Source organism: Microbacterium pollutisoli (assembly GCF_053586795.1).
The window spans coordinates 174236-193292 of record NZ_JBNYWT010000001.1 but is presented as its reverse complement, the minus strand read 5'-3'; the positions used below and the strand labels follow the sequence as shown (position 1 = coordinate 193292).

Annotated in this window: 17 protein-coding genes; 7 read left to right on the top strand and 10 right to left on the bottom strand. The window is 70.3% G+C overall.

The genetic code is table 11. The annotated features are described in order from the left end of the window. Positions 1 to 225 precede the first annotated feature (225 nt). The gene (locus ACQ143_RS00930) at positions 226 to 1173 is read left to right on the top strand and encodes a COX15/CtaA family protein (RefSeq protein ID WP_449568850.1); all 948 of its coding nucleotides are present in this window, start codon (positions 226 to 228) and stop codon (positions 1171 to 1173) included. A gap of 27 nt (positions 1174 to 1200) precedes the next feature. Here the strand turns inward: ACQ143_RS00930 and ACQ143_RS00925 are convergent, their stop codons facing one another. After that, complete coding sequence (locus ACQ143_RS00925; protein ID WP_449568849.1) at positions 1201 to 2142, bottom strand: heme o synthase; 942 nt, start codon at positions 2140 to 2142, stop codon at positions 1201 to 1203. A gap of 308 nt (positions 2143 to 2450) precedes the next feature. On the opposite strand from ACQ143_RS00925, the gene tkt reads away from it, so the two are divergent. Genes tkt through pgl form a run of 6 tightly spaced genes read left to right on the top strand, consistent with a single transcriptional unit; the run spans position 2451 to position 10577 of the window. Next, the gene (gene tkt, locus ACQ143_RS00920) at positions 2451 to 4526 is read left to right on the top strand and encodes a transketolase (RefSeq protein WP_449568848.1); all 2076 of its coding nucleotides are present in this window, start codon (positions 2451 to 2453) and stop codon (positions 4524 to 4526) included. After that, positions 4523 to 5635 carry a transaldolase gene (tal, locus tag ACQ143_RS00915; RefSeq protein ID WP_449568847.1) on the top strand — a complete coding sequence of 371 codons (1113 nt, stop codon included), beginning with the start codon at positions 4523 to 4525 and terminating at the stop codon, positions 5633 to 5635. The genes tkt and tal overlap by 4 nt, the downstream gene beginning before the upstream one ends. Then, positions 5632 to 7251 carry a glucose-6-phosphate isomerase gene (locus tag ACQ143_RS00910; RefSeq protein WP_449568846.1) on the top strand — a complete coding sequence of 540 codons (1620 nt, stop codon included), beginning with the start codon at positions 5632 to 5634 and terminating at the stop codon, positions 7249 to 7251. Before tal ends, ACQ143_RS00910 begins: the two co-directional genes overlap by 4 nt. Before the next feature lie 14 nt (positions 7252 to 7265). After that, a complete protein-coding gene (zwf, locus tag ACQ143_RS00905; RefSeq protein ID WP_449568845.1) occupies positions 7266 to 8846 on the top strand; it encodes a glucose-6-phosphate dehydrogenase in 1581 nt (526 codons plus the stop codon). Further along, complete coding sequence (locus ACQ143_RS00900) at positions 8843 to 9778, top strand: glucose-6-phosphate dehydrogenase assembly protein OpcA (RefSeq protein ID WP_449568844.1); 936 nt, start codon at positions 8843 to 8845, stop codon at positions 9776 to 9778. The genes zwf and ACQ143_RS00900 overlap by 4 nt, the downstream gene beginning before the upstream one ends. 22 nt (positions 9779 to 9800) lie before the next feature. Beyond that, on the top strand, positions 9801 to 10577 hold the full coding sequence (gene pgl, locus ACQ143_RS00895; protein WP_449568843.1) for a 6-phosphogluconolactonase: 777 nt from the start codon (positions 9801 to 9803) through the stop codon (positions 10575 to 10577). Between the two features lie 15 nt (positions 10578 to 10592). On the opposite strand, the gene ACQ143_RS00890 is transcribed toward pgl, so the two are convergent. From ACQ143_RS00890 to uvrC, 9 genes are all read right to left on the bottom strand, one after another. After that, a complete protein-coding gene (locus ACQ143_RS00890; RefSeq protein WP_449568842.1) occupies positions 10593 to 10949 on the bottom strand; it encodes an RNA polymerase-binding protein RbpA in 357 nt (118 codons plus the stop codon). Continuing rightward, positions 10949 to 11197 (bottom strand): preprotein translocase subunit SecG, encoded by a 249-nt coding sequence (secG, locus tag ACQ143_RS00885; protein ID WP_449568841.1) that lies wholly within the window; start codon positions 11195 to 11197, stop codon positions 10949 to 10951. The genes ACQ143_RS00890 and secG overlap by 1 nt, the downstream gene beginning before the upstream one ends. 106 nt (positions 11198 to 11303) lie before the next feature. Further along, positions 11304 to 12077, bottom strand: coding sequence for a triose-phosphate isomerase (gene tpiA, locus ACQ143_RS00880; protein WP_449568840.1), 774 nt, complete (start codon positions 12075 to 12077; stop codon positions 11304 to 11306). Positions 12078 to 12091: 14 nt separating this feature from the next. After that, the gene (locus tag ACQ143_RS00875) at positions 12092 to 13309 is read right to left on the bottom strand and encodes a phosphoglycerate kinase (RefSeq protein ID WP_449568839.1); all 1218 of its coding nucleotides are present in this window, start codon (positions 13307 to 13309) and stop codon (positions 12092 to 12094) included. A gap of 5 nt (positions 13310 to 13314) precedes the next feature. Continuing rightward, entirely contained in the window at positions 13315 to 14319 is a 1005-nt protein-coding gene (gene gap, locus ACQ143_RS00870) for a type I glyceraldehyde-3-phosphate dehydrogenase (protein WP_449568838.1), read from the bottom strand. 144 nt (positions 14320 to 14463) lie between these two features. Beyond that, positions 14464 to 15084 carry a superoxide dismutase gene (locus ACQ143_RS00865; protein WP_449568837.1) on the bottom strand — a complete coding sequence of 207 codons (621 nt, stop codon included), beginning with the start codon at positions 15082 to 15084 and terminating at the stop codon, positions 14464 to 14466. 118 nt (positions 15085 to 15202) lie between these two features. Then, a complete protein-coding gene (gene whiA / locus ACQ143_RS00860; RefSeq protein WP_449568836.1) occupies positions 15203 to 16180 on the bottom strand; it encodes a DNA-binding protein WhiA in 978 nt (325 codons plus the stop codon). A 64-nt stretch (positions 16181 to 16244) separates the two neighbouring features. Further along, positions 16245 to 17120: an RNase adapter RapZ gene (gene rapZ / locus ACQ143_RS00855; RefSeq protein WP_449568835.1), complete on the bottom strand. Its 876-nt coding sequence runs from the start codon at positions 17118 to 17120 to the stop codon at positions 16245 to 16247. Positions 17121 to 17148: 28 nt separating this feature from the next. Continuing rightward, complete coding sequence (gene uvrC / locus ACQ143_RS00850) at positions 17149 to 19056, bottom strand: excinuclease ABC subunit UvrC (protein WP_449568834.1); 1908 nt, start codon at positions 19054 to 19056, stop codon at positions 17149 to 17151. Between the last annotated feature and the right edge of the window lies 1 nt (position 19057).

Here is a 19057-nt window from a genome sequence, read left to right as displayed (position 1 = left end):
TCATCCGCTCCGGCATTCCCGGTCCCCGTGGAGTGTGCGGGGGCGGGATGTCGCTTTCAGGGTCACTTCGATTTCGTCGTCCGGCCGCGCCCCGTCGGCGCGCCTAGACTTGGGGGGACGAGCGCGGTTTCAGCCCCGCCGTCTCACCCTTCAACTCTACAGGCAACGCCCGACCCCGGGGCGCGCCCCGGCCGGGCTCTCGGGTGCCACTCAGGAGGAACGCGCATGACCACGGCGCCCACCGACACGTCCGCTTCGCACGACGCCGCACGCCGGCGCGGCCTGCCCGGCCGCGGCCTCCGCGTGGTCGCGTGGCTGAACTTCATCGGCAATGTCGTGATCATCGCGACCGGCGGCGCCGTGCGTCTGACCGGTTCGGGCCTGGGGTGCCCGACGTGGCCGCTGTGCACGCCTGACTCGCTGGTGCCGACCCCCGCCCTGGTGGATGAGGGCATCCACGCGATGATCGAGTTCGGCAACCGGCTGATGAGCCCGCTGCTGGGCGTGTTCGCCCTGCTCCTGCTGGTGTTCGTGTGGCGGCTGCGTCACGACCGGCGCGACCTGTTCACCCTCGCGTGGATCGTCATGGCCGGGATCATCGCGCAGGCGGTCGTCGGCGGCATCACGGTGTGGACCGGCCTGAACCCGTTCATCGTCGGGTTCCACTACGTCGCCTCCCTCGCGCTGGTGTGCGTGACGGCGGCGGTGCTGGTGCGTCTGGACACCGTGCCCGGCCCGCGCACGCTCGTGGTCCCCCGGTGGTACGCGGTCACGACCCACGTGACGACCCTCATGATGGCGCTGACGATCGTGTTCGGCGTGCTCACCACCGGCGCCGGTCCGCACTCGGGTGATGCCGCAGTGGGGCGCAACGGCTTCGACGCGACGATCCTCGAGCACGTGCACGCCTGGCCGAGCTACGCACTGCTGGCACTGACCCTCGTGCTCGTCGGCGCCGCGTGGCGCCTGCGCCTGGCCACCCGCGCCTGGGTGACGGTGCTGCTGGGGCTGGAGATCGTGCAGATCCTCGTCGGGCTGTACCAGGCACGCAACGGCCTGCCCGAGCTGGCCGTCGGTGCGCACATGGTGCTCGCGTCGGTGACGGCGGCGGCGATGACCGTGGTCGTGATGAAGCTCAAGGCGCCCCGCACCGCTCCTGCCGACGCCGCCTGAGCGTCCGCGCCTGACCGGCGCCTGGGCTCAGAAGGGCAGCAGCGGATCGACCGCGATGGCCAGGAACAGCAGCGTCAGGTACGTGATCGAGGCGTGGAACACGCGCATCGGCTTGGTCTGCACACCGCGGACGGCCCGGTTGTAGAGCACGTGCGACTCGTAGATGAACCAACCGCCGAACACGATCGACGAGACCGTGTAGACCAGCCCCATGCCGGCGACCGGGGTCAGCAGCAGCGAGCACGCCACCGTGGCCCACGCGTACAGGATCACCTGCAGGCCGACCTGTGCCCCGCCGCGCGTGGCGCCGAGCATCGGCACATCGGCCTCTTCGTAGTCGCCCTTGTACTTCATCGACAGGGGCCAGTAGTGCGGCGGGGTCCACAGGAACACGAGCACGAACAGGATGAACGGCGCCCAGTCCAGCGACCCGGTCACCGCCGACCAGCCGATGAGCACAGGGAAGCATCCGGCGATGCCGCCCCACACGATGTTCTGCTCGGTGCGGCGCTTGAGGATCATCGTGTACACGACGACATAGAAGAAGATCGCCACGACGCTGAGGGTCGCCGCCAGCCAGTTGGTGGCCAGGAGGAGAACGGCGGTGGATGCCACGGCCAGCACCCACGAGAAGATCAGCGCCGCCCGCGGGGTCACCTCACCGGTGACGAGGGGCCGCCCCTGCGTGCGCTTCATGTGCACGTCGATGTCGCGGTCGAGGTACATGTTGAACGACGCGGCCGAGCCGGCGCTCATCGCCCCGCCGATCAGGGTGGCCACCACGAGCCACGGATCGGGGATGCCGCCGGCGGCCAGGATCATGACCGGAACCGTCGTGACCAGCAGCAGCTCCATGACGCGGGGCTTGGTCAGCTGGACGTAGGCGGTGATGGTGCGACGCAGACTCCGCCGCGCGGTGTCGTCGGCGGCGACTGGTGCCGTTTCCCCGGCCGGCTTCGTGATGTCCATGACCCCCGCTATCCCTGTACGCACAGTTCATTTCAGTCTATGTCATCGCCTCCCGGCCGAGGCGGGCGGCTCACAGCTGCGCGACGGGCTGCGTGAGAACAATGTCACCGCGCGGAAACGGCCCCGACACGGCCCCCATCCGCGGGCCGGAAAGACTCGGAACAGCACGGTGCACATGGCGGCGAGGTCAGGCCGCTTCGCTATGCTGAACACCACACGCGCGCCCCTGCGCCGACTCCCCCTTTTCCGACCGGACGAGGCCGCGGACGATCGGGTTGTGGGCGCACTCTCGACGAAAGGCTGCCCGAGTGTCGGAACTTGTTTGGGAAGAGATCGATCGGCGCGCGGTGGACACCGCCCGTGTGCTCGCCGCGGACGCCGTGGAGAAGGTCGGCAACGGCCACCCCGGCACCGCGATGAGCCTGGCGCCCGCGGCGTATCTGCTCTATCAACGAGTGCTGCGCCACGATCCCGCCGACACCGACTGGCTCGGCCGCGACCGGTTCATCCTGTCGGCGGGCCACTCCTCGCTGACCCAGTACGTGCAGCTGTACCTGGGCGGGTTCGGCCTGGAACTGGAGGACCTCAAGTCGCTGCGCACGTGGGGCTCGCTGACCCCGGGCCACCCGGAGTACGGCCACACCAAGGGCATCGAGATCACCACCGGCCCCCTCGGCCAGGGACTGGCCTCGGCGGTCGGCTTCGCCTACGCCGCCCGCTATGAGCGCGGGCTCTTCGACCCCGAAGCGGCTGCGGGCACGTCGCCGTTCGACCACTTCGTGTACGTCATCGCGGGCGACGGTGACCTGCAGGAAGGCGTCACCTCCGAGGCGAGCAGCCTCGCCGGCCACCAGAAGCTGGGCAACCTCATCGCGATCTACGACTCGAACCAGATCTCGATCGAGGACGACACCAACGTCGCCTACTCCGAGGACGTCGCCGCGCGCTACGAGGCGTACGGCTGGCACGTGCAGACGGTCGACTGGAAGAAGACCGGCGAGTACGTCGAGGACGTCGCCGCGCTGCACGCCGCGATCGAAGCCGCCCAGGGCGAGACCGGCAAGCCGTCGCTGATCATCCTGAAGACGATCATCGGCTGGCCGTCGCCGGGCAAGCAGAACACCGGGAAGATCCACGGCTCCGCCCTGGGCGCCGACGAGCTGGCCGCGACCAAGAAGGTGCTGGGCTTCGACCCCGAGCAGACCTTCGTCGTCGCCGACGATGTCATCGCGCACACGCGTGCCCTGGCCGACCGCGCCGCCGAGGAGCGCGCCGCGTGGCAGAAGTCCTTCGACGCGTGGGCGGCGGCCGACCCCGAGCGCAAGGCGCTGCTCGACCGTCTCGAGGCCGGGGCGCTCCCCGAGAACGTGACCGTCCCCACCTTCGAGGCGGGAAAGGATGTGTCCACGCGCGCCGCGTCGGGCCAGGTCATCAACGCCCTCGCCGAGCAGCTGCCCGAGCTGTGGGGCGGCTCGGCCGACCTCGCCGAGTCGAACCTGACCACGATCAAGTCGGCCAAGAGCTTCATCCCGGCCGAGTGGTCCACCGACGAGTGGTCGGGTGACCCGTACGGCCGCGTGCTGCATTTCGGCATCCGCGAGCACGCGATGGGCGCGATCATCAACGGCATCAAGCTGCACGGCCCGACGCGGCCGTTCGGCGGCACGTTCCTCATCTTCAGCGACTACATGCGTCCGGCCGTGCGCCTGGCGGCGCTGATGGACATCCCGTCGGTGTTCGTGTGGACCCACGACTCGGTGGCCCTGGGCGAGGACGGGCCGACCCACCAGCCCATCGAGCAGCTCGCGTCGCTGCGTCTCATCCCGAACTTCACCGTCGTCCGCCCCGCAGACGCCAACGAGACCGCCGCCGCGTGGCTCGAGATCGTGAAGCGCCAGGACGGACCGGTCGGCATCGCGCTGACCCGCCAGAACATCCCCACCTTCCCGCGCGGCGAAGACGGCTTCGCCTCCACCGACGGCGTCGCCAAGGGCGCCTACGTGCTGCTGGAGGCGCCGGGCGGCACCCCCGATGTGATCCTCATCGCCACCGGCTCCGAGGTGCAGCTGGCCGTCGCCGCCCGCGAGACGCTGGCCGCGGAAGGCATCGCCGCGCGTGTCGTGTCGGCGCCGTCTCTGGAGTGGTTCGCCGCTCAGGACGAGGCGTACCGCGAGTCGGTCCTCCCGGCATCCGTCCGCGCCCGCGTCTCGGTCGAGGCCGGCGCGACCGGGCTGTGGCGCGGCATCGTGGGCGACACCGGCCGCACCGTCGGCATCGACCACTTCGGGGCGTCGGCCGACTACAAGACCCTGTTCGAGAAGTTCGGCGTCACCGCCGAAGCGGTCGCCGAGGCGGCCCGCGCAGCCGTCAAGGAGAACGCATGAGCACCCCCACCCAGGCCCTGTCCGACGCCGGCGTCAGCATCTGGCTCGACGACCTGTCGCGCTCCCGCATCTCGACCGGCAATCTGGCCGAGCTGATCCAGACCCGCAACGTCAGCGGTGTGACCACCAACCCGACGATCTTCCAGGGCGCGATCGGCAACGCGTCCGACGACTCGTACGATGCGGCCATCAGCGCGCTCGCCCAGCGGGGCGCGTCGGCCGACGAGGCGATCTTCGAGATCACCACCGACGACGTGCGCGACGCGGCCGACATCTTCCGCCCTGTGTTCGACGCGACCGGCGGCGAGGACGGCCGCGTGTCGATCGAGGTCTCCCCCGACCTCGCGCACGACACCGACGCCACCGTCGCCGAGGCGAAGAAGCTGTGGGCCAAGGTCGACCGCCCGAACGCGCTCATCAAGATCCCGGCGACCAAGGCGGGCCTGCCGGCGATCACTGCGACGCTGGCCGCCGGCATCCCCGTCAACGTCACCCTGATCTTCAGCCTCGAGCGCTACGCGGAGGTCATCGACGCGTACCTGGCCGGCATCGAGCAAGCCCAGAGCGCCGGACACGACATCTCCCAGCTGCACTCGGTCGCGTCGTTCTTCGTGTCGCGCGTGGACACCGAGGTCGACAAGCGCCTCGTCGCCGACGGCTCCGAGGAGGCCCTCGCGCTGAAGAGCCTCGCGGGCGTGGCCAACGCACGACTGGCGTACGAGCTGTTCGAGAAGAAGTTCGCCGAGCCGCGCGCGAAGGCGCTGCGGGATGCCGGTGCGAACCTGCAGCGGCCGCTGTGGGCCTCGACCGGCGTCAAGGACCCGTCGCTGCCCGACACCCTGTACGTCACCGAACTGGTGGCCCCCGGCACCGTCAACACGATGCCGGAGAAGACCCTCGAGGCGACGTTCGACCACGGTCAGATCGGCGGCGACGCCGTCACCGGGACGTACGCCGCCGCGCACGAGGTGTTCGCGAAGCTGAAGGCCGTCGGCATCGACTTCGACGACGTCACCCAGGTGCTCGAGGACGAGGGCGTCGAGAAGTTCATCGCCTCGTGGCACGACCTGCAGCAGACGGTCGTGGCCGCCCTCGAGGGTGCGCGGTGAGCTTTGAGATCCACGTCTCGGGGCGTGCCGAGCGCGCCGTCGAGCACTCGCTGACGGGGCTGGTCGACAGCCTCGTCGCGAGTGGGATCACGGCCGGTGACGCCGACCTGTGGGGGCCCGAGGCCGCCGCCGAGGCCCCGCAGCGGCTGGGCTGGGTGCAGGCCGTGTCGGTCTCGCGTCCACTGGTCGACGAGATCGTCGCGCTGCGCGACGATCTGCGCGCCCGGGGCATCACCCGCGTCGTACTGGCCGGCATGGGCGGCTCGTCCCTCGCGCCGGAGGTCATCACCCGGACCGCCGGCGTGCCGCTGGTGATCCTCGACTCCACTTCACCCGGCCAGGTGCTGGCCGCCATCGACGGCGACGCCGAGTCGGGCGGGCCGGCCGAGACCGTCCTGGTGGTCGCGTCGAAGTCCGGTTCCACCGTGGAGACCGACTCGGCACGTCGGGCGTTCGAAGCGGCGTGGAGCGACCTCGGCATCGATCCGGCCGAACGCATCATCGTGGTCACCGACCCCGGCTCCCCCCTCGACGAGGCGTCGCGCGCCGCGGGCTACCGCGTGTTCACCGCCGACCCCACCGTGGGCGGCCGCTACTCGGCGCTGACCGCGTTCGGCCTGGTCCCCTCGGGTCTGGCCGGCGCCGACATCGCCGGTCTGCTCGACGAGGCCGAGGCGACGCTGCTGGAGGTCGCGATCGACGACCCGAAGAACCCCGCCCTCGTGCTGGCGGCCGCGATCGCCGGCGGGCAGCCGCGGCGCGACAAGCTCGGCCTGGTCACCGACGGCACCCATATCGAGGGTCTGCCGGACTGGATCGAGCAGCTGATCGCCGAGTCGACCGGCAAGCAGGGCACCGGCATCCTGCCCGTCGTGCTGCAGCCGCTGTCGCCGGAACTCGACCGGACCCCGGACGACATGCAGGTGGTGCGCATCGTCGACGACGCCGTGCACTTCCGGCTCATCGAGCAGCACCCGGACGAGATCCTCGTCAGCGGCTCGCTGGGTGCCCAGTTCATCGTCTGGGAGTATGCGACGGCGATCGCCGGTCGGATGCTGGGCATCAACCCGTTCGACCAGCCCGACGTCGAGTCGGCCAAGGAGGCCACCCGGGGCCTGCTCGACCAGCGTCCCGCCGTCGCCGCGCCCGCGTTCGTCGAGCAGGGGGTGGAGGTGCGCGTGTCGGACCCCGCCCTGGCGGCCTCCGGCACGCTGGAGGGCGTGCTCGACACCCTGTGGCAGCAGCTGCCCGCCGACGGATACGTCGCCATCCACGCCTACGTCGACCGGATCGCGCTCGGCCACCTCGCCGGTCTGCGCGAGATGGTCGCGGCTGATTCCGGCCGGCCCACCACGTTCGGGTGGGGGCCGCGGTTCCTCCACTCGACCGGGCAGTACCACAAGGGAGGCCCCGCCCAGGGCGTCTTCCTGCAGATCCTCGAAGCCACCGACGTCGATCTGGAGATTCCCGGCCGGCCGTTCACCTTCGGTGAGCTGCTGCGCGCCCAGGCCGCCGGCGACGCCCAGGTCCTCGCCGCCCACGGCCGTCCCGTGATCACCCTGACCTTGACCGACCCGCAGGTCGAGGTCCTGAAGCTGTTCGAAGCAGCACAGTAGGAGCACCCCGCCCCATGACTTCCGACTCCCCGCTCGGAGCCCCCGAGCCGGGCGGCGTCGAGATCTCGCGCGGCAACAATCCGTTGCGCGATCCCGACGACCGCCGACTGAGCCGTATCGCCGGCCCGAGCGCCCTGGTGATCTTCGGCGTGACCGGTGACCTGTCGCGCAAGAAGCTGATGCCCGCCGTCTACGACCTCGCCAACCGCGGCCTGCTGCCGCCGGGGTTCGCGCTGGTCGGCTTCGCGCGCCGCGACTGGGCGGACCAGGACTTCGCCCAGGTCGTGTACGACGCGGTGCGTCAGCATGCCCGCACGCCGTTCCGTGAGGACACCTGGAAGCAGCTGCTGCAGGGCATCCGGTTCGTCTCCGGCGAGTTCGGCGACCCGGCCGCGTTCGTGCGCCTGCGCGAGACGGTCGAGCGCCTCGACGTGGAACGCGGCACGATGGGCAACCACGCGTACTACCTGTCGATCCCGCCGAAGGACTTCCCGACGGTGGCCACCCAGCTGAAGAACTCCGGTCTGGTCGACGACACCGGTGACGACAGCTGGCGCCGCGTCGTGATCGAGAAGCCGTTCGGTCACGACCTGCCCAGTGCGCGGGCGCTGAACGAGTCGCTCGAAGTCGCCTTCCCCGCCGACTCGATCTTCCGCATCGACCACTACCTGGGCAAGGAGACGGTCCAGAACATCCTGGCGCTGCGGTTCGCGAACGAGCTGTACGAGCCGATCTGGAACGCGAACTACGTCGACCACGTGCAGATCACGATGGCCGAGGACATCGGCGTCGGCGGCCGGGCCGGGTACTACGACGGCATCGGCGCGGCCCGGGACGTCATCCAGAACCACCTGCTGCAGCTGCTCGCGCTGACCGCGATGGAAGAGCCCATCTCACTGGACGCCGATCACCTGCGCGCCGAGAAGGAGAAGGTCCTCGAGGCGGTCACGCTGCCGGCCGACCTCGCCACCGCCACCGCCCGCGGCCAGTATGCCGGCGGCTGGCAGGGTGGCGAGAAGGTCACCGGGTTCCTCGACGAGGACGGCATGGACCCGCAGTCGACCACCGAGACGTACGCGGCGGTCAAGCTGGAGATCGCGACGCGACGCTGGGCGGGCGTGCCGTTCTACCTGCGCACCGGCAAGCGCCTCGGCCGGCGGGTGACCGAGATCGCCGTCGTGTTCAAGCGCGCGCCGCAACACCTGTTCCTGCGCAACCAGACGGCCGAGCTCGGCCAGAACGCGCTGGTCATCCGCGTCCAGCCCGACGAGGGCGTCACGATCCGGTTCGGGTCGAAGGTGCCGGGAGCGGCCACCGAGGTCCGTGACGTGACGATGGACTTCGGCTACGGCCACGCCTTCACCGAGTCCAGCCCGGAGGCCTATGAGCGCCTCATCCTCGACGTGCTGCTGGGCGACCCGCCGCTGTTCCCGCGGCACGAGGAGGTCGAGCTCTCCTGGAAGATCCTCGACCCGGTCGAGCAGTACTGGGCCGCACAGGGTGGCCCGCTCGAACAGTACTCCCCCGGTTCGTGGGGACCCCCGTCCGCTGATGAGCTCTTGGCCCGCGACGGCCGCGTCTGGAGGCGCCCGTGATCGTCGATCTGCCCGACACCACCGTCTCGAAGATCGCCCGCGCGCTGGTCAACGTGCGCGAAGAGGGCGGTGCCGTGGCGCTGGGCCGCGTGCTGACCCTCGTGATCGTCGCCTCGAGCGGGCTCGAAGAGGAAGTCATCGAGGCGGCCAACGACGCCTCCCGCGAGCACCCGATGCGGGTGATCGTGCTCGTCGCCCGCCCCGACGGCGACGCCAAGCTGGATGCGCAGATCCGCGTGGGCGGGGATGCCGGTGCCAGTGAGGTGCTCGTGCTGCACGCGAGCGGTGACGCTGCCGGCAACGAGGAGGGCCTCATCACGGGGCTGCTGCTGCCGGACGCGCCCGTGGTCGCCTGGTGGCCCGACCACCCGCCGGTGGAACCGGCGCACTCCCCCATCGGCCGCATGGCGCAGCGCCGGATCACCGACGCCGCGACGCTGCCGCACTCGCCCGAGCGGCTGCCGCAGCTGGCGCAGGGGTACGCCCCCGGCGACACCGACCTCGCCTGGACACGGCTCACCCACTGGCGTGAGCAGCTGGCCGCCGTGCTCGACCAGCCGCCGTATGAGCCGGTCACCGCCGTCGAGGTCGTCGGCGCCGCCGATTCGCCGTCCACGGCACTGCTGGCCGCCTGGCTGCGGCTCAAGCTCCAGGTCCCGGTCGACTGGCGGTATGCCGACCCCACGCTCTGGGAGCACGGCATCCAGCGGGTGCGGTTGACGCGGGCCTCCGGCGACATTCTGCTCGAGCGGAGCACCCCTGTGGATGCCACGCTCACCCAGCCCGGCCAGCCCGCCCACGACATCGTCCTGCCGCGTCGCACCCTGCGCGAATGCCTCGCCGAGGAGCTCCGTCGGCTGGATCCGGACGTCCTGTATGGTCGAGTCATCACCGAGGGGTGGGAGCTTCTGGAGCCCCCCGCCGCGGTGTGAGAGCCGCAGGAGGCACCGTCGCATGGCTGAGTTCTGGACCGAGAAGCGCGTCGTCATCAGCCCGGATGCCGCCGACCTCGTCGCCGCTGTGGCCGCGCGCTTCTACGACCGGCTCGGCAAGCGGGTGGCGTCCGGGAAGACCGCGCACGTCGCCCTGACCGGCGGGGTGATCGCCCGGGCCTGGCTGCAGGCGCTCGGCACCCAGGCGGCCGCGCACCCCATCGACTGGTCGCGGGTGCACCTGTGGTGGAGTGACGAGGTCTTCGCCCCGGCCGGCGACCCCGGTCGCAACGACGCGGCCGCCCGGCCGCTGATCGACGCGATCGACATCCCCGCCGAGCAGGTGCATCGGATGCCGGGGTCCGACCGGTTCGCCGATCTCGACGAAGCGGCCGCGGGGTACGCGGCCGAGCTCGCGCGCTACGGCGACGACGGGCGCGCCTGGCCCACGTTCGACATCTGCTTCCTCGGGGTCGGCGCCGACGGACACGTCGCCTCGCTGTTCCCGGACCGGCCCGAGATCCAGATCACGGACCGGGCCGTGGTCGGGGTGCGGGACGCCCCCAAGCCGCCCGCACTGCGCCTGACGGTGACCCGACCGGTGCTCAACCGGTCGCGGCGCGTGTGGATGGTCGTGTCCGGTTCGGACAAGGCCGCCGCCCTGGGGCTGGCGCTGGCCGGTGCAAGCTACGAGAGCGTGCCCGCGGCGGGCACCAAGGGCCGCAAGCGGACGATCTTCTTTGTCGACGAGGCCGCGGCCGCGCAGGTGCCGGCCGAGCTCATCGACCAGGAGTATTGAACCGCCGCGGCGGGCTCAGGCCTGGCCGCGGCGCTCGCGCAGCTGCTGGAGCGCGTCCTCGAGAAGCTGCTCGGCCTCCTCGTCGGTGCGACGCTCCTTCACGTAGGCGAGGTGCGTCTTGTACGGCTCGGTCTTGGCGACCGCGGGCGGGTTGTCCTTGTCGCGGCCGGCCGGAAGACCGGAGTGCGGCGAGTCGATGACCTCGGGGATCTCCTCCTCCGCGATGCCGGCGGCGAAGTAGCGGACGGTCTCGTTGCCCAGGGCGTCCCAGTACGACACGGCGATGCGCTCGGCGTGGTGACCGTGGTCCTGCTCGCCCATGGGGCCGGCACCGACACGGGTGCCGCGGATCGCGTTTCCTCCGGTAGCCATCAGATCGCCTGGAACTTCGTGATGAGGCCGAGGGCCACGATGGTGACGAACCACACCAGGGCCAGGACGATCGTGAACCGGTTGAGGTTGCGCTCAGCCAGCCCGGACGACCCGAGCGAGGTGGTCATGCCGCCGCCGAACATGTCGGACAGACCACCACCACGTCCCTTGTGGAGGAGGATCAGGAGGGTCAGCAGGAGGCTGGTGATGCCCAGCATCACCTGCAGGACGAACTCGAGAATCTGCACAGTCTTGGAAAGCCTTTCGCAGCGACGGGGTCAGTCGCACATCGGTCGAGTATACCGGCTGACACGGCGCGGCCCGCGTCCGACGACGGCGGGCCGCGCCGTGCGCTCAGACGCCGACGTGCTTCTGGTAGCGGATGATCGCGGCGAACTCGTCCGCGAGCAGGCTCGCCCCGCCCACGAGGGCACCGTCGATGTCGGGCTCACGCATGAAGGCCGCGATGTTCGCCGCCTTGACCGATCCGCCGTACAGCACGCGGGTGCGCTGTGCCGCCTCGGCGCCCAGCGCACCGGCGACGACCTCGCGCAGCTTGGCGCACACTTCCTGCGCCTGCTGCGGCGTGGCCGCCTGGCCTGAGCCGATGGCCCACACCGGCTCGTAGGCCACGACGATGTCGGCGTCAGCCGGCACGCCCTTCAGGGCCGCTTCGAGCTGCCCCACCGGCACCGCCGACGCGCCGAACTCCTCGAGGTCCGCGGCGGTCTCGCCGACGCAGATGACCGGCACCAGGCCGTGCCGCAGCGCCGCCTGGACCTTCTCGGCCACGACCTCGTCGCTCTCGTGGTGGTACTCACGACGCTCGGAGTGCCCGATGATCACGTACCGGACGTTGAGCTTGGCCAGGAAGGCGCCGGACACTTCGCCGGTGTAGGCGCCGGAGTCCTTCGTCGACAGGTCCTGCGCGCCCAGCGCGAAGGGGAACTTGTCGGCGTCGAGCAGCGTCTGCACGGTGCGCAGGTCGGTGAACGGCGGGAAGACCGCCACCTCGACGCTGCCGTCCTCGTGTGCGGCGTCCTTGAGCGTCCAGTGCAGCTTCTGGACGAACGCGACCGCCTGCAGGTGGTCGAGGTTCATCTTCCAGTTGCCGGCGATGAGCGGCATGCGGCCACCTTCTGTCACTGCTGCCATCCGAGGACCTCCAGTCCGGGGAGTTTCTTGCCCTCGAGGAACTCGAGGCTGGCTCCACCACCGGTGGAGATGTGGCCGAAGGCGTGGTCAGCGAACCCGAGCTGGCGCACGGCCGCGGCGGAGTCGCCGCCGCCGACGACCGAAAGGCCCTCGACTTCGGTGAGCGCCTGCGCGACGGCCCGCGTGCCGGCCGCGAACGCATCCATCTCGAACACGCCCATCGGGCCGTTCCAGAACACCGTCTTCGCGGTGCGGATCGCGTCGGCGAACAGCTCGGCGGTGGCCGGGCCGATGTCCAGGCCCAGCCCGTCGGCGCCGAACGCGGTGTCCTCCAGCGCGTCGGCGGGGGCCACGACGTGGTCGGCGTCCGCCGCGAACGAGGCCGCCATGACGGCGTCCACCGGCACGACGACGTTGATGCCGCGGTCGGCGGCGGTGGCGAGGTAGCCCTTGACGGTGTCGATCTGGTCGGCTTCGAGCAGGCTCTTGCCCACCTTGTGGCCCTGCGCGGCGAGGAAGGTGAACATCATGCCCCCGCCGACCAGCAGCGTGTCCACGCGCGGCAGCAGGTGCTCGATGACGCCCAGCTTGTCGCTCACCTTGGAGCCGCCGAGCACGACCGCGTAGGGACGCTCCGGGTTCTCGGTCAGGCGGTCGAGCACGTCGACCTCCTTCTCGATGAGGAAGCCCGCGGCGGACGGCAGCAGCTCGGCCAGGTCGTAGACGGACGCCTGCTTGCGGTGCACGACACCGAAGCCGTCCGAGACCAGGGTGTCGCCCAGCTGGGCGAGCTGCTGGGCGAACGCACGGCGCGTGGCGTCGTCCTTGGCGGTCTCGCCCGGGTTGAAGCGCAGGTTCTCGATGACCGCGATCTCGCCGTCGCGCAGGTTCGCGACGGTCTGGGTGGCCGAATCGCCGACGGTGTCGGTCGCAAAGGCGACGGGCGCCTCGAGCAGCTCGGCGAGCCGGTCGGCGACCGGCTTCAGGCTGTACTTCGCGTCGGGGGCCCCGTCGGGGCGGCCCAGGTGCGAGCAGGCCACGATGCGGGCGCCCTGATCGCGGAGATGCTTCAGGGTGGGCAGCGCCGCGCGCACGCGGCCATCGTCCGTGATGACGCCGTCCTTGAGGGGGACGTTGAAGTCACAGCGGACGATGACCCGCGTGCCGACGAGCTCACCCAGTGATTCCAGGGTGCGCAGAGCCATGGTCGTCAGAGCTTGTCGGCGACGAGCTCGGTGAGGTCGACGAGGCGGTTCGAGTAGCCCCACTCGTTGTCGTACCAGCCGACGACCTTGACCTGGTTGCCGATGACGCGCGTCAGGCCGGCGTCGAAGATGCAGGAGTGTTCGTCGGTGACGATGTCGCTGGAGACGATCTCGTCCTCGGTGTACTTCAGGATGCCCTTCAGTGATCCCTCGGCGGCGGCCTTGTAGGCGGCCTTGATCTCGTCGACGGTGACCTCGCGGCTGAGCTCCACGGTCAGGTCGGTGGCCGAACCGGTGGGCACGGGCACGCGCAGCGCGAAGCCGTCGAGCTTGCCCTGCAGCTCGGGCAGCACGAGGCCGATGGCCTTGGCGGCACCGGTCGAGGTCGGGACGATGTTCAGGGCGGCGGCGCGGGCGCGGCGCAGGTCGCCGTGCGGGCCGTCCTGCAGGTTCTGGTCGGCCGTGTAGGCGTGGACCGTGGTCATGAGGCCCTTGACGATGCCGAACTCGTCGTTGAGCACCTTGGCCAGCGGCGCGAGGCAGTTGGTGGTGCAGGAGGCGTTCGAGATGATGTTGTGCGCGGCCGGGTCGTACTGGTCCTCGTTGGCACCGATGACGAAGGTCGCGTCCTCGCCCTTGGCGGGCGCCGAGATCAGGACCTTCTTCGCGCCGCCGGCGATGTGCTTCTTGGCGTCCTCCGCGTTGGTGAACCGGCCGGTCGACTCGATGACGATGTCGACGCCGAGCTCGCCCCAGGGCAGGTTCGCGGGGTCGCGCTCCTCGAAGACCTTGATGGTCTTGTCACCCACGGTGATCGAGTCACCGGTGTACGAGACCTCCTGGTCGAGACGACCGAGGATCGAGTCGTACTTGAGCAGGTGGGCAAGGGTCTTGTTGTCGGTGAGGTCGTTCACCGCGACGATGTCGAGGTCCGCGCCCTGCGCGAGAGCCGCGCGAAGGTAATTGCGTCCGATGCGGCCGAAGCCGTTGATGCCGATCTTGACAGACACGTTGTCTCCCGTTTCCTGTCGCGCCGGCAACGCCCCGTCGGCGCACCTGGCACGCGATTCCTCTTCCTTGCAAACGAAATGAGGATGCCGGTCCCGGCCCGAGGCCGGGAGGAACCCGGCATCCTCACCTTTCTTGTGACACTACTACGCGAGCAGGCCCGCCGTCTTCTCGCGAGCCGTTGCAAGTCGCTCTGCGACGTTCTGCCAGTTCGCGATGTTCCACACGGCCTTGACGTAGTCCGCCTTCACGTTCAGGTAGTCGAGGTAGAAGGCGTGCTCCCACATGTCGATCTGGAAGATCGGCACGGTGCCCTGCGCGGTGTTGGCCTGCTGGTCGAACAGCTGCTGGATGATGAGCTGCTCGCCCAGCGGGTCCCAGCTGAGGACGGCCCAGCCGGATCCCTGGATGCCGGTGGCGGCCGCCGTGAAGTGCGCCTGGAACTTGTCGAAGCCGCCGAAGAACTCGTCGATCGCGGCACGCAGCTCGCCTTCGGGCTCGCCGCCACCCTCCGGCGACAGGTTGGTCCAGAAGATCGAGTGGTTGACGTGACCGCCGAGGTTGAAGGCGAGGTCCTTCTCGAGCTTGTTGACGTTGGCGAGGTTGCCGGTCTCGCGGGCCTCGGCGAGCTGCTCGAGGGCCGTGTTGGCGCCGGTCACGTAGGCCTGGTGGTGCTTGTCGTGGTGCAGCTGCATGATCTTGCCGCTGATGTGCGGCTCGAGCGCTGCGTAGTCGTACGGGAGGTCGGGCAGTGTGTACTTCGCCATGCTCTCTTCTTCCTGTCGGAGCCGCACTGATCCGCTCAGCGCGGCGAGGGGACTGTCCCCATCCTATTGACCGGCAACGTCGCCGGCACAGGGTTCCTTCCCCCGCGGGCGCCGGATGTCAGTCGTCGAGGCCGGCGGGCACGGCCGACTCGGTGTCGGGGATGCCGTCGGCGGCGGCCTTCTTGTCGGCCATGGCCAACAGGCGTCGGATGCGGCCGGCCACGGCGTCCTTCGTCAGCGGCGGGTCGGCGTGGTGGCCCAGTTCGTCCAGGCTCGCGTCGCGGTGGGCCAGGCGCAGCGTGCCGGCCTCCCGCAGGTGTGCGGGCACGTCGTCGCCGAGGATCTCCAGGGCGCGCTCCACGCGCGCGCAGGCGGCCACGGCGGCCTGCGCCGAACGGCGCAGGTTGGCGTCGTCGAAGTTGACCAGGCGGTTGACCCCGGCGCGCACCTCTCGGCGCTGGCGCAGCTCCTCCCACGACGCGGCGGTGCGGGCGGCGCCCATCTCGGCCAGCGCGATGCGGATGGCCTCGCCGTCGCGGACGACGACCCGGGGAACGCCGCGCACCTCGCGGGCCTTGGCAGCGATGCCGATGCGATGTCCGGCGCCCACGAGCGCCATGGCAGCCTCGCCCGAGGGGCAGGTGATCTCGAGTGCGGCGGAGCGGCCGGGATCGGACAGGGACCCGGCGGCCAGGAAGCAGCCGCGCCACACGGCGGCGAGGTCCGGACGCGAGCCGGTGGTGAGCTTGTTGGGCAGGCCGCGCACGGGCCGGCGGCGCTGGTCGAGCAGCCCCGTCTGTCGGGCGAGGGTCTCGCCGCCCTCGATGACGCGGACGGCGATGTGGCCGCCGCCCCGGCCGCCGGAGCCCTGCACGCGGTGCAGTTCGGGGCGCACGCCGTACAGCTCGACCAGGTCGCGCGCGACACGACGGGCCAGCTGCTCGGTGTCGACCTCGGCTTCGACCGCGACGCGGCCGGCGATGGCGTGCAGTCCGCCGGAGAAGCGCAGCAGAGCGGTCAGCTCTGCCACCCGGGCCGTGGGACGAGGGTCACGCACGGTGACCAGCTCCATCTTCACGTCAGCGGTCAGCGGCACGGCAATCCTTCGTTCGTGGGGCGGGTCACGCCGCGGCGGAAGAACGCCACGACGAACGTCCAGCCTACTCGCGGCCGAGGTCGCGGTGTTTCACGCGGACCGCGACGCCGGGCACCGACGCCAGGCGTTCGGCCAGTTCGATCGCGGTGACCACGGAGCGGTGCTTGCCCCCGGTGCACCCGATCGCGACCACGGAGTGGCGCTTGTTCTCGCGCTGGTACCCCTCGAGCACGGGTCGCAGCGCTTTCGCGTAGGCGTCGATGAACTCGGTGGCGCCGGTCTGGCCGAGCACGTAGTCGCGGACCTTCTCGTCCTCACCCGTGAACGCCTTGAGCTCGGGCTCCCAGAAGGGGTTGGGCAGGAAGCGCATGTCGGCGACGAGGTCGACGTCCGGCGGCAGTCCGTACTTGAAGCCGAAGCTCATGACGGTGACGGTGTGCCGTGCCTGCCCGTCGTCGCGGAACATGTCGACGACGCGGGTCGCGAGCTGGTGCACGTTGTTGTGCGAGGTGTCGATGATGATGTCGGCCGACTCGCGGATCGAGGCGAGCTGCGCCCGCTCCCGGCGGATGCCGTCGACGATCGTGTCGTCGCCCTGCAGCGGATGCGGGCGGCGGACCGCCTCGAAGCGGCGCACGAGGACGTCGTCGGAGGCGTCGAGGAACATCACCCGCACCGGACGGCCGTCGCGCAGGACGCGGGTGACCTCCGGCAGGTCCCGCAGCAGCCCGCCGCCGCGCACGTCGACGACGGCGGCGATCTTCGGCAGTGCGCCCGCGGCGAGGCCCGTGACCTCGAGCAGCGGCTTGAGCATCTGCGGCGGCAGGTTGTCGACGACGTACCAGCCGAGGTCTTCGAGGGCGTTGGCGGCCGTGGTCCGCCCGGCACCCGACATGCCGGTGACGATGAGAACCTCGCCCGCCGGCTGATCGTCCGTCACCGCTTCTCCCCTGTCGTCGGACTCCAGCCTAGCGACTGGCGAGGTGCTGATGGATCGTCGCCGCCAGCTTGGGTCCGATGCCGGGCAGTTCGGCGATCTGCTCGGGTGTGGCGGCACTGAGTTTGGCGACCGATCCGAAGTGCTTGAGCAGCGCCTTGATGCGGCTGGGTCCAAGCCCCGGGATCTCGCTGAGCACCGAGCTGATGTCGCGTTTGCGGCGCTTGCGCTGGTGCGTGATGGCGAAGCGGTGCGCCTCGTCACGCAGCCGCTGCAGCAGATACAGGGCTTCGGACGTGCGCGGCAGGATCACCGGGTACTCCTCCCCCGGCAGCCAGACCTCCTCGAGCCGCTTCGCGATGCCGCACAGGGCGATCTCGGGGTGGCCGGCGTCGCGCAACGCCCGCGCAGCGGCCTCCACCTGCGGCTGCCCGCCGTCCACGACGAGCAGCTGCGGGCGATAGGCGAACCGCGGCTTCTTGCGGGTGGTCACCACGTCGCCTTCGGCCAGCGGATCGGTCGAGACCTCGGCATCCGCTTCGGTTTCTTCGGGACGGTCGAGGTAGGCGAGCCGGCGCATGAGCACCTGGTGCATCGAGGCGGTGTCGTCGGTGGTGCCGGTGACGCCGAACGAGCGGTACTGATCCTTGCGGGGCAGCCCGTCCTCGAACACGACCATGGAGGCCACGACGTTGGTGCCCGACAGGTGGGACACGTCGTAGCATTCGATGCGCAGCGGGGCTTCGTCGAGCCCGAGCGCCTCCTGCAGGTCGGTCAGGGCCTGGGACCGCGCGGTGTAGTCGCTCGTGCGGCGGGTCTTGTGCAGCAGGAGCGCCTGCTGCGCATTGCGGGTCGCCGTCTGCATCAGCTCGGCCTTGCGTCCGCGCTGCGCGACCTGGACGCTGACCCGCTTGCCGCGACGTTCGCACAGCCATTGCTCGAGTTCGACGGCATCGTCGGGCAGGGTCGGTACGAGCACCTGCCGTGGGATGTCGGCGGGCGCGGCGTCGCCGTAGGTGCGCTGCAGCACCTGGTCGACCAGTTCGGCGCCGGAGATGTCGAGCTCCTTGTCGATCGTGGTGGCGCGCACCCCGCGGATGCGGCCGCCGCGGACGACGAAGTGCTGCACGGCGGCGGACAGCTCGTCCTCGGCGATGCCGAACAGATCGGCGTCGGTGTCGGAGGCCAGCACGAGCGCGCTGCGGGTCAGGACGGCGTCGATGGACTGCAGCTTGTCGCGGTAGACCGCCGCGGACTCGTAGTCCGTGGCGGCGGCCGCCTCGTTCATGCGGGCGGTGAGGGCCTTGGTGAAGCGCTGGTCGGCGCCCGACATGAACGACACGAAGTCGTCGACCATGGCGCGGTGCTCCTCGATGGTCACCTTCATCGAGCACGGCCCGCCACAGCGGCCGATCTGGCCCGGGAAGCACGGCCGGCCGGTGGCCATGGCCCGCTTGTACGACGCGTCGCTGCAGGTGCGGATCGGGAAGACCTTGATCATCAGGTCGATCGTGTCGTGCACCGCCCACACCTTGGGGTACGGGCCGAAGTACTTCGCGCCGCGGATCTTGCGGTTGCGCGTGACGATCACGCGGGGCGCTTCATCGGCGAGGGTCACCGCCATGTACGGGTAGGACTTGTCGTCCTTGTACCGGACGTTGAACGGCGGCGAGTACTCCTGGATCCACATGTACTCCAGCTGCAACGAGTCCACGTCGGTGTCCACGACCGTCCACTCGACGGAGGATGCCGTCGTGACCATCCGGCGGGTGCGCTCGTGCAGCGTGTGCAGCGGAGCGAAGTAGTTCGACAGCCGGGCACGGAGGTTCTTCGCCTTGCCGACGTAGAGCACCCGGCCCTCGGCGTCACGGAACCGGTAGACGCCCGGCTCGGTGGGGATCTCCCCCGGCTTGGGCTTGTACGGCAGCTGGGCGGCCACG

Coding starts and splice junctions, on each gene's coding strand:
- ACQ143_RS00875 (WP_449568839.1), bottom strand. CDS start 13,309: ATGGCTCTGCGCACCCTGGAATCACTGGGTGAGCTCGTCGGCACGCGG.
- ACQ143_RS00865 (WP_449568837.1), bottom strand. CDS start 15,084: ATGGCGAAGTACACACTGCCCGACCTCCCGTACGACTACGCAGCGCTC.
- zwf (WP_449568845.1), top strand. CDS start 7,266: ATGACTTCCGACTCCCCGCTCGGAGCCCCCGAGCCGGGCGGCGTCGAG.
- tal (WP_449568847.1), top strand. CDS start 4,523: ATGAGCACCCCCACCCAGGCCCTGTCCGACGCCGGCGTCAGCATCTGG.
- ACQ143_RS00930 (WP_449568850.1), top strand. CDS start 226: ATGACCACGGCGCCCACCGACACGTCCGCTTCGCACGACGCCGCACGC.
- pgl (WP_449568843.1), top strand. CDS start 9,801: ATGGCTGAGTTCTGGACCGAGAAGCGCGTCGTCATCAGCCCGGATGCC.
- tpiA (WP_449568840.1), bottom strand. CDS start 12,077: ATGCCGCTCATCGCCGGCAACTGGAAGATGAACCTCGACCACCTGCAG.
- ACQ143_RS00890 (WP_449568842.1), bottom strand. CDS start 10,949: ATGGCTACCGGAGGAAACGCGATCCGCGGCACCCGTGTCGGTGCCGGC.
- ACQ143_RS00925 (WP_449568849.1), bottom strand. CDS start 2,142: ATGGACATCACGAAGCCGGCCGGGGAAACGGCACCAGTCGCCGCCGAC.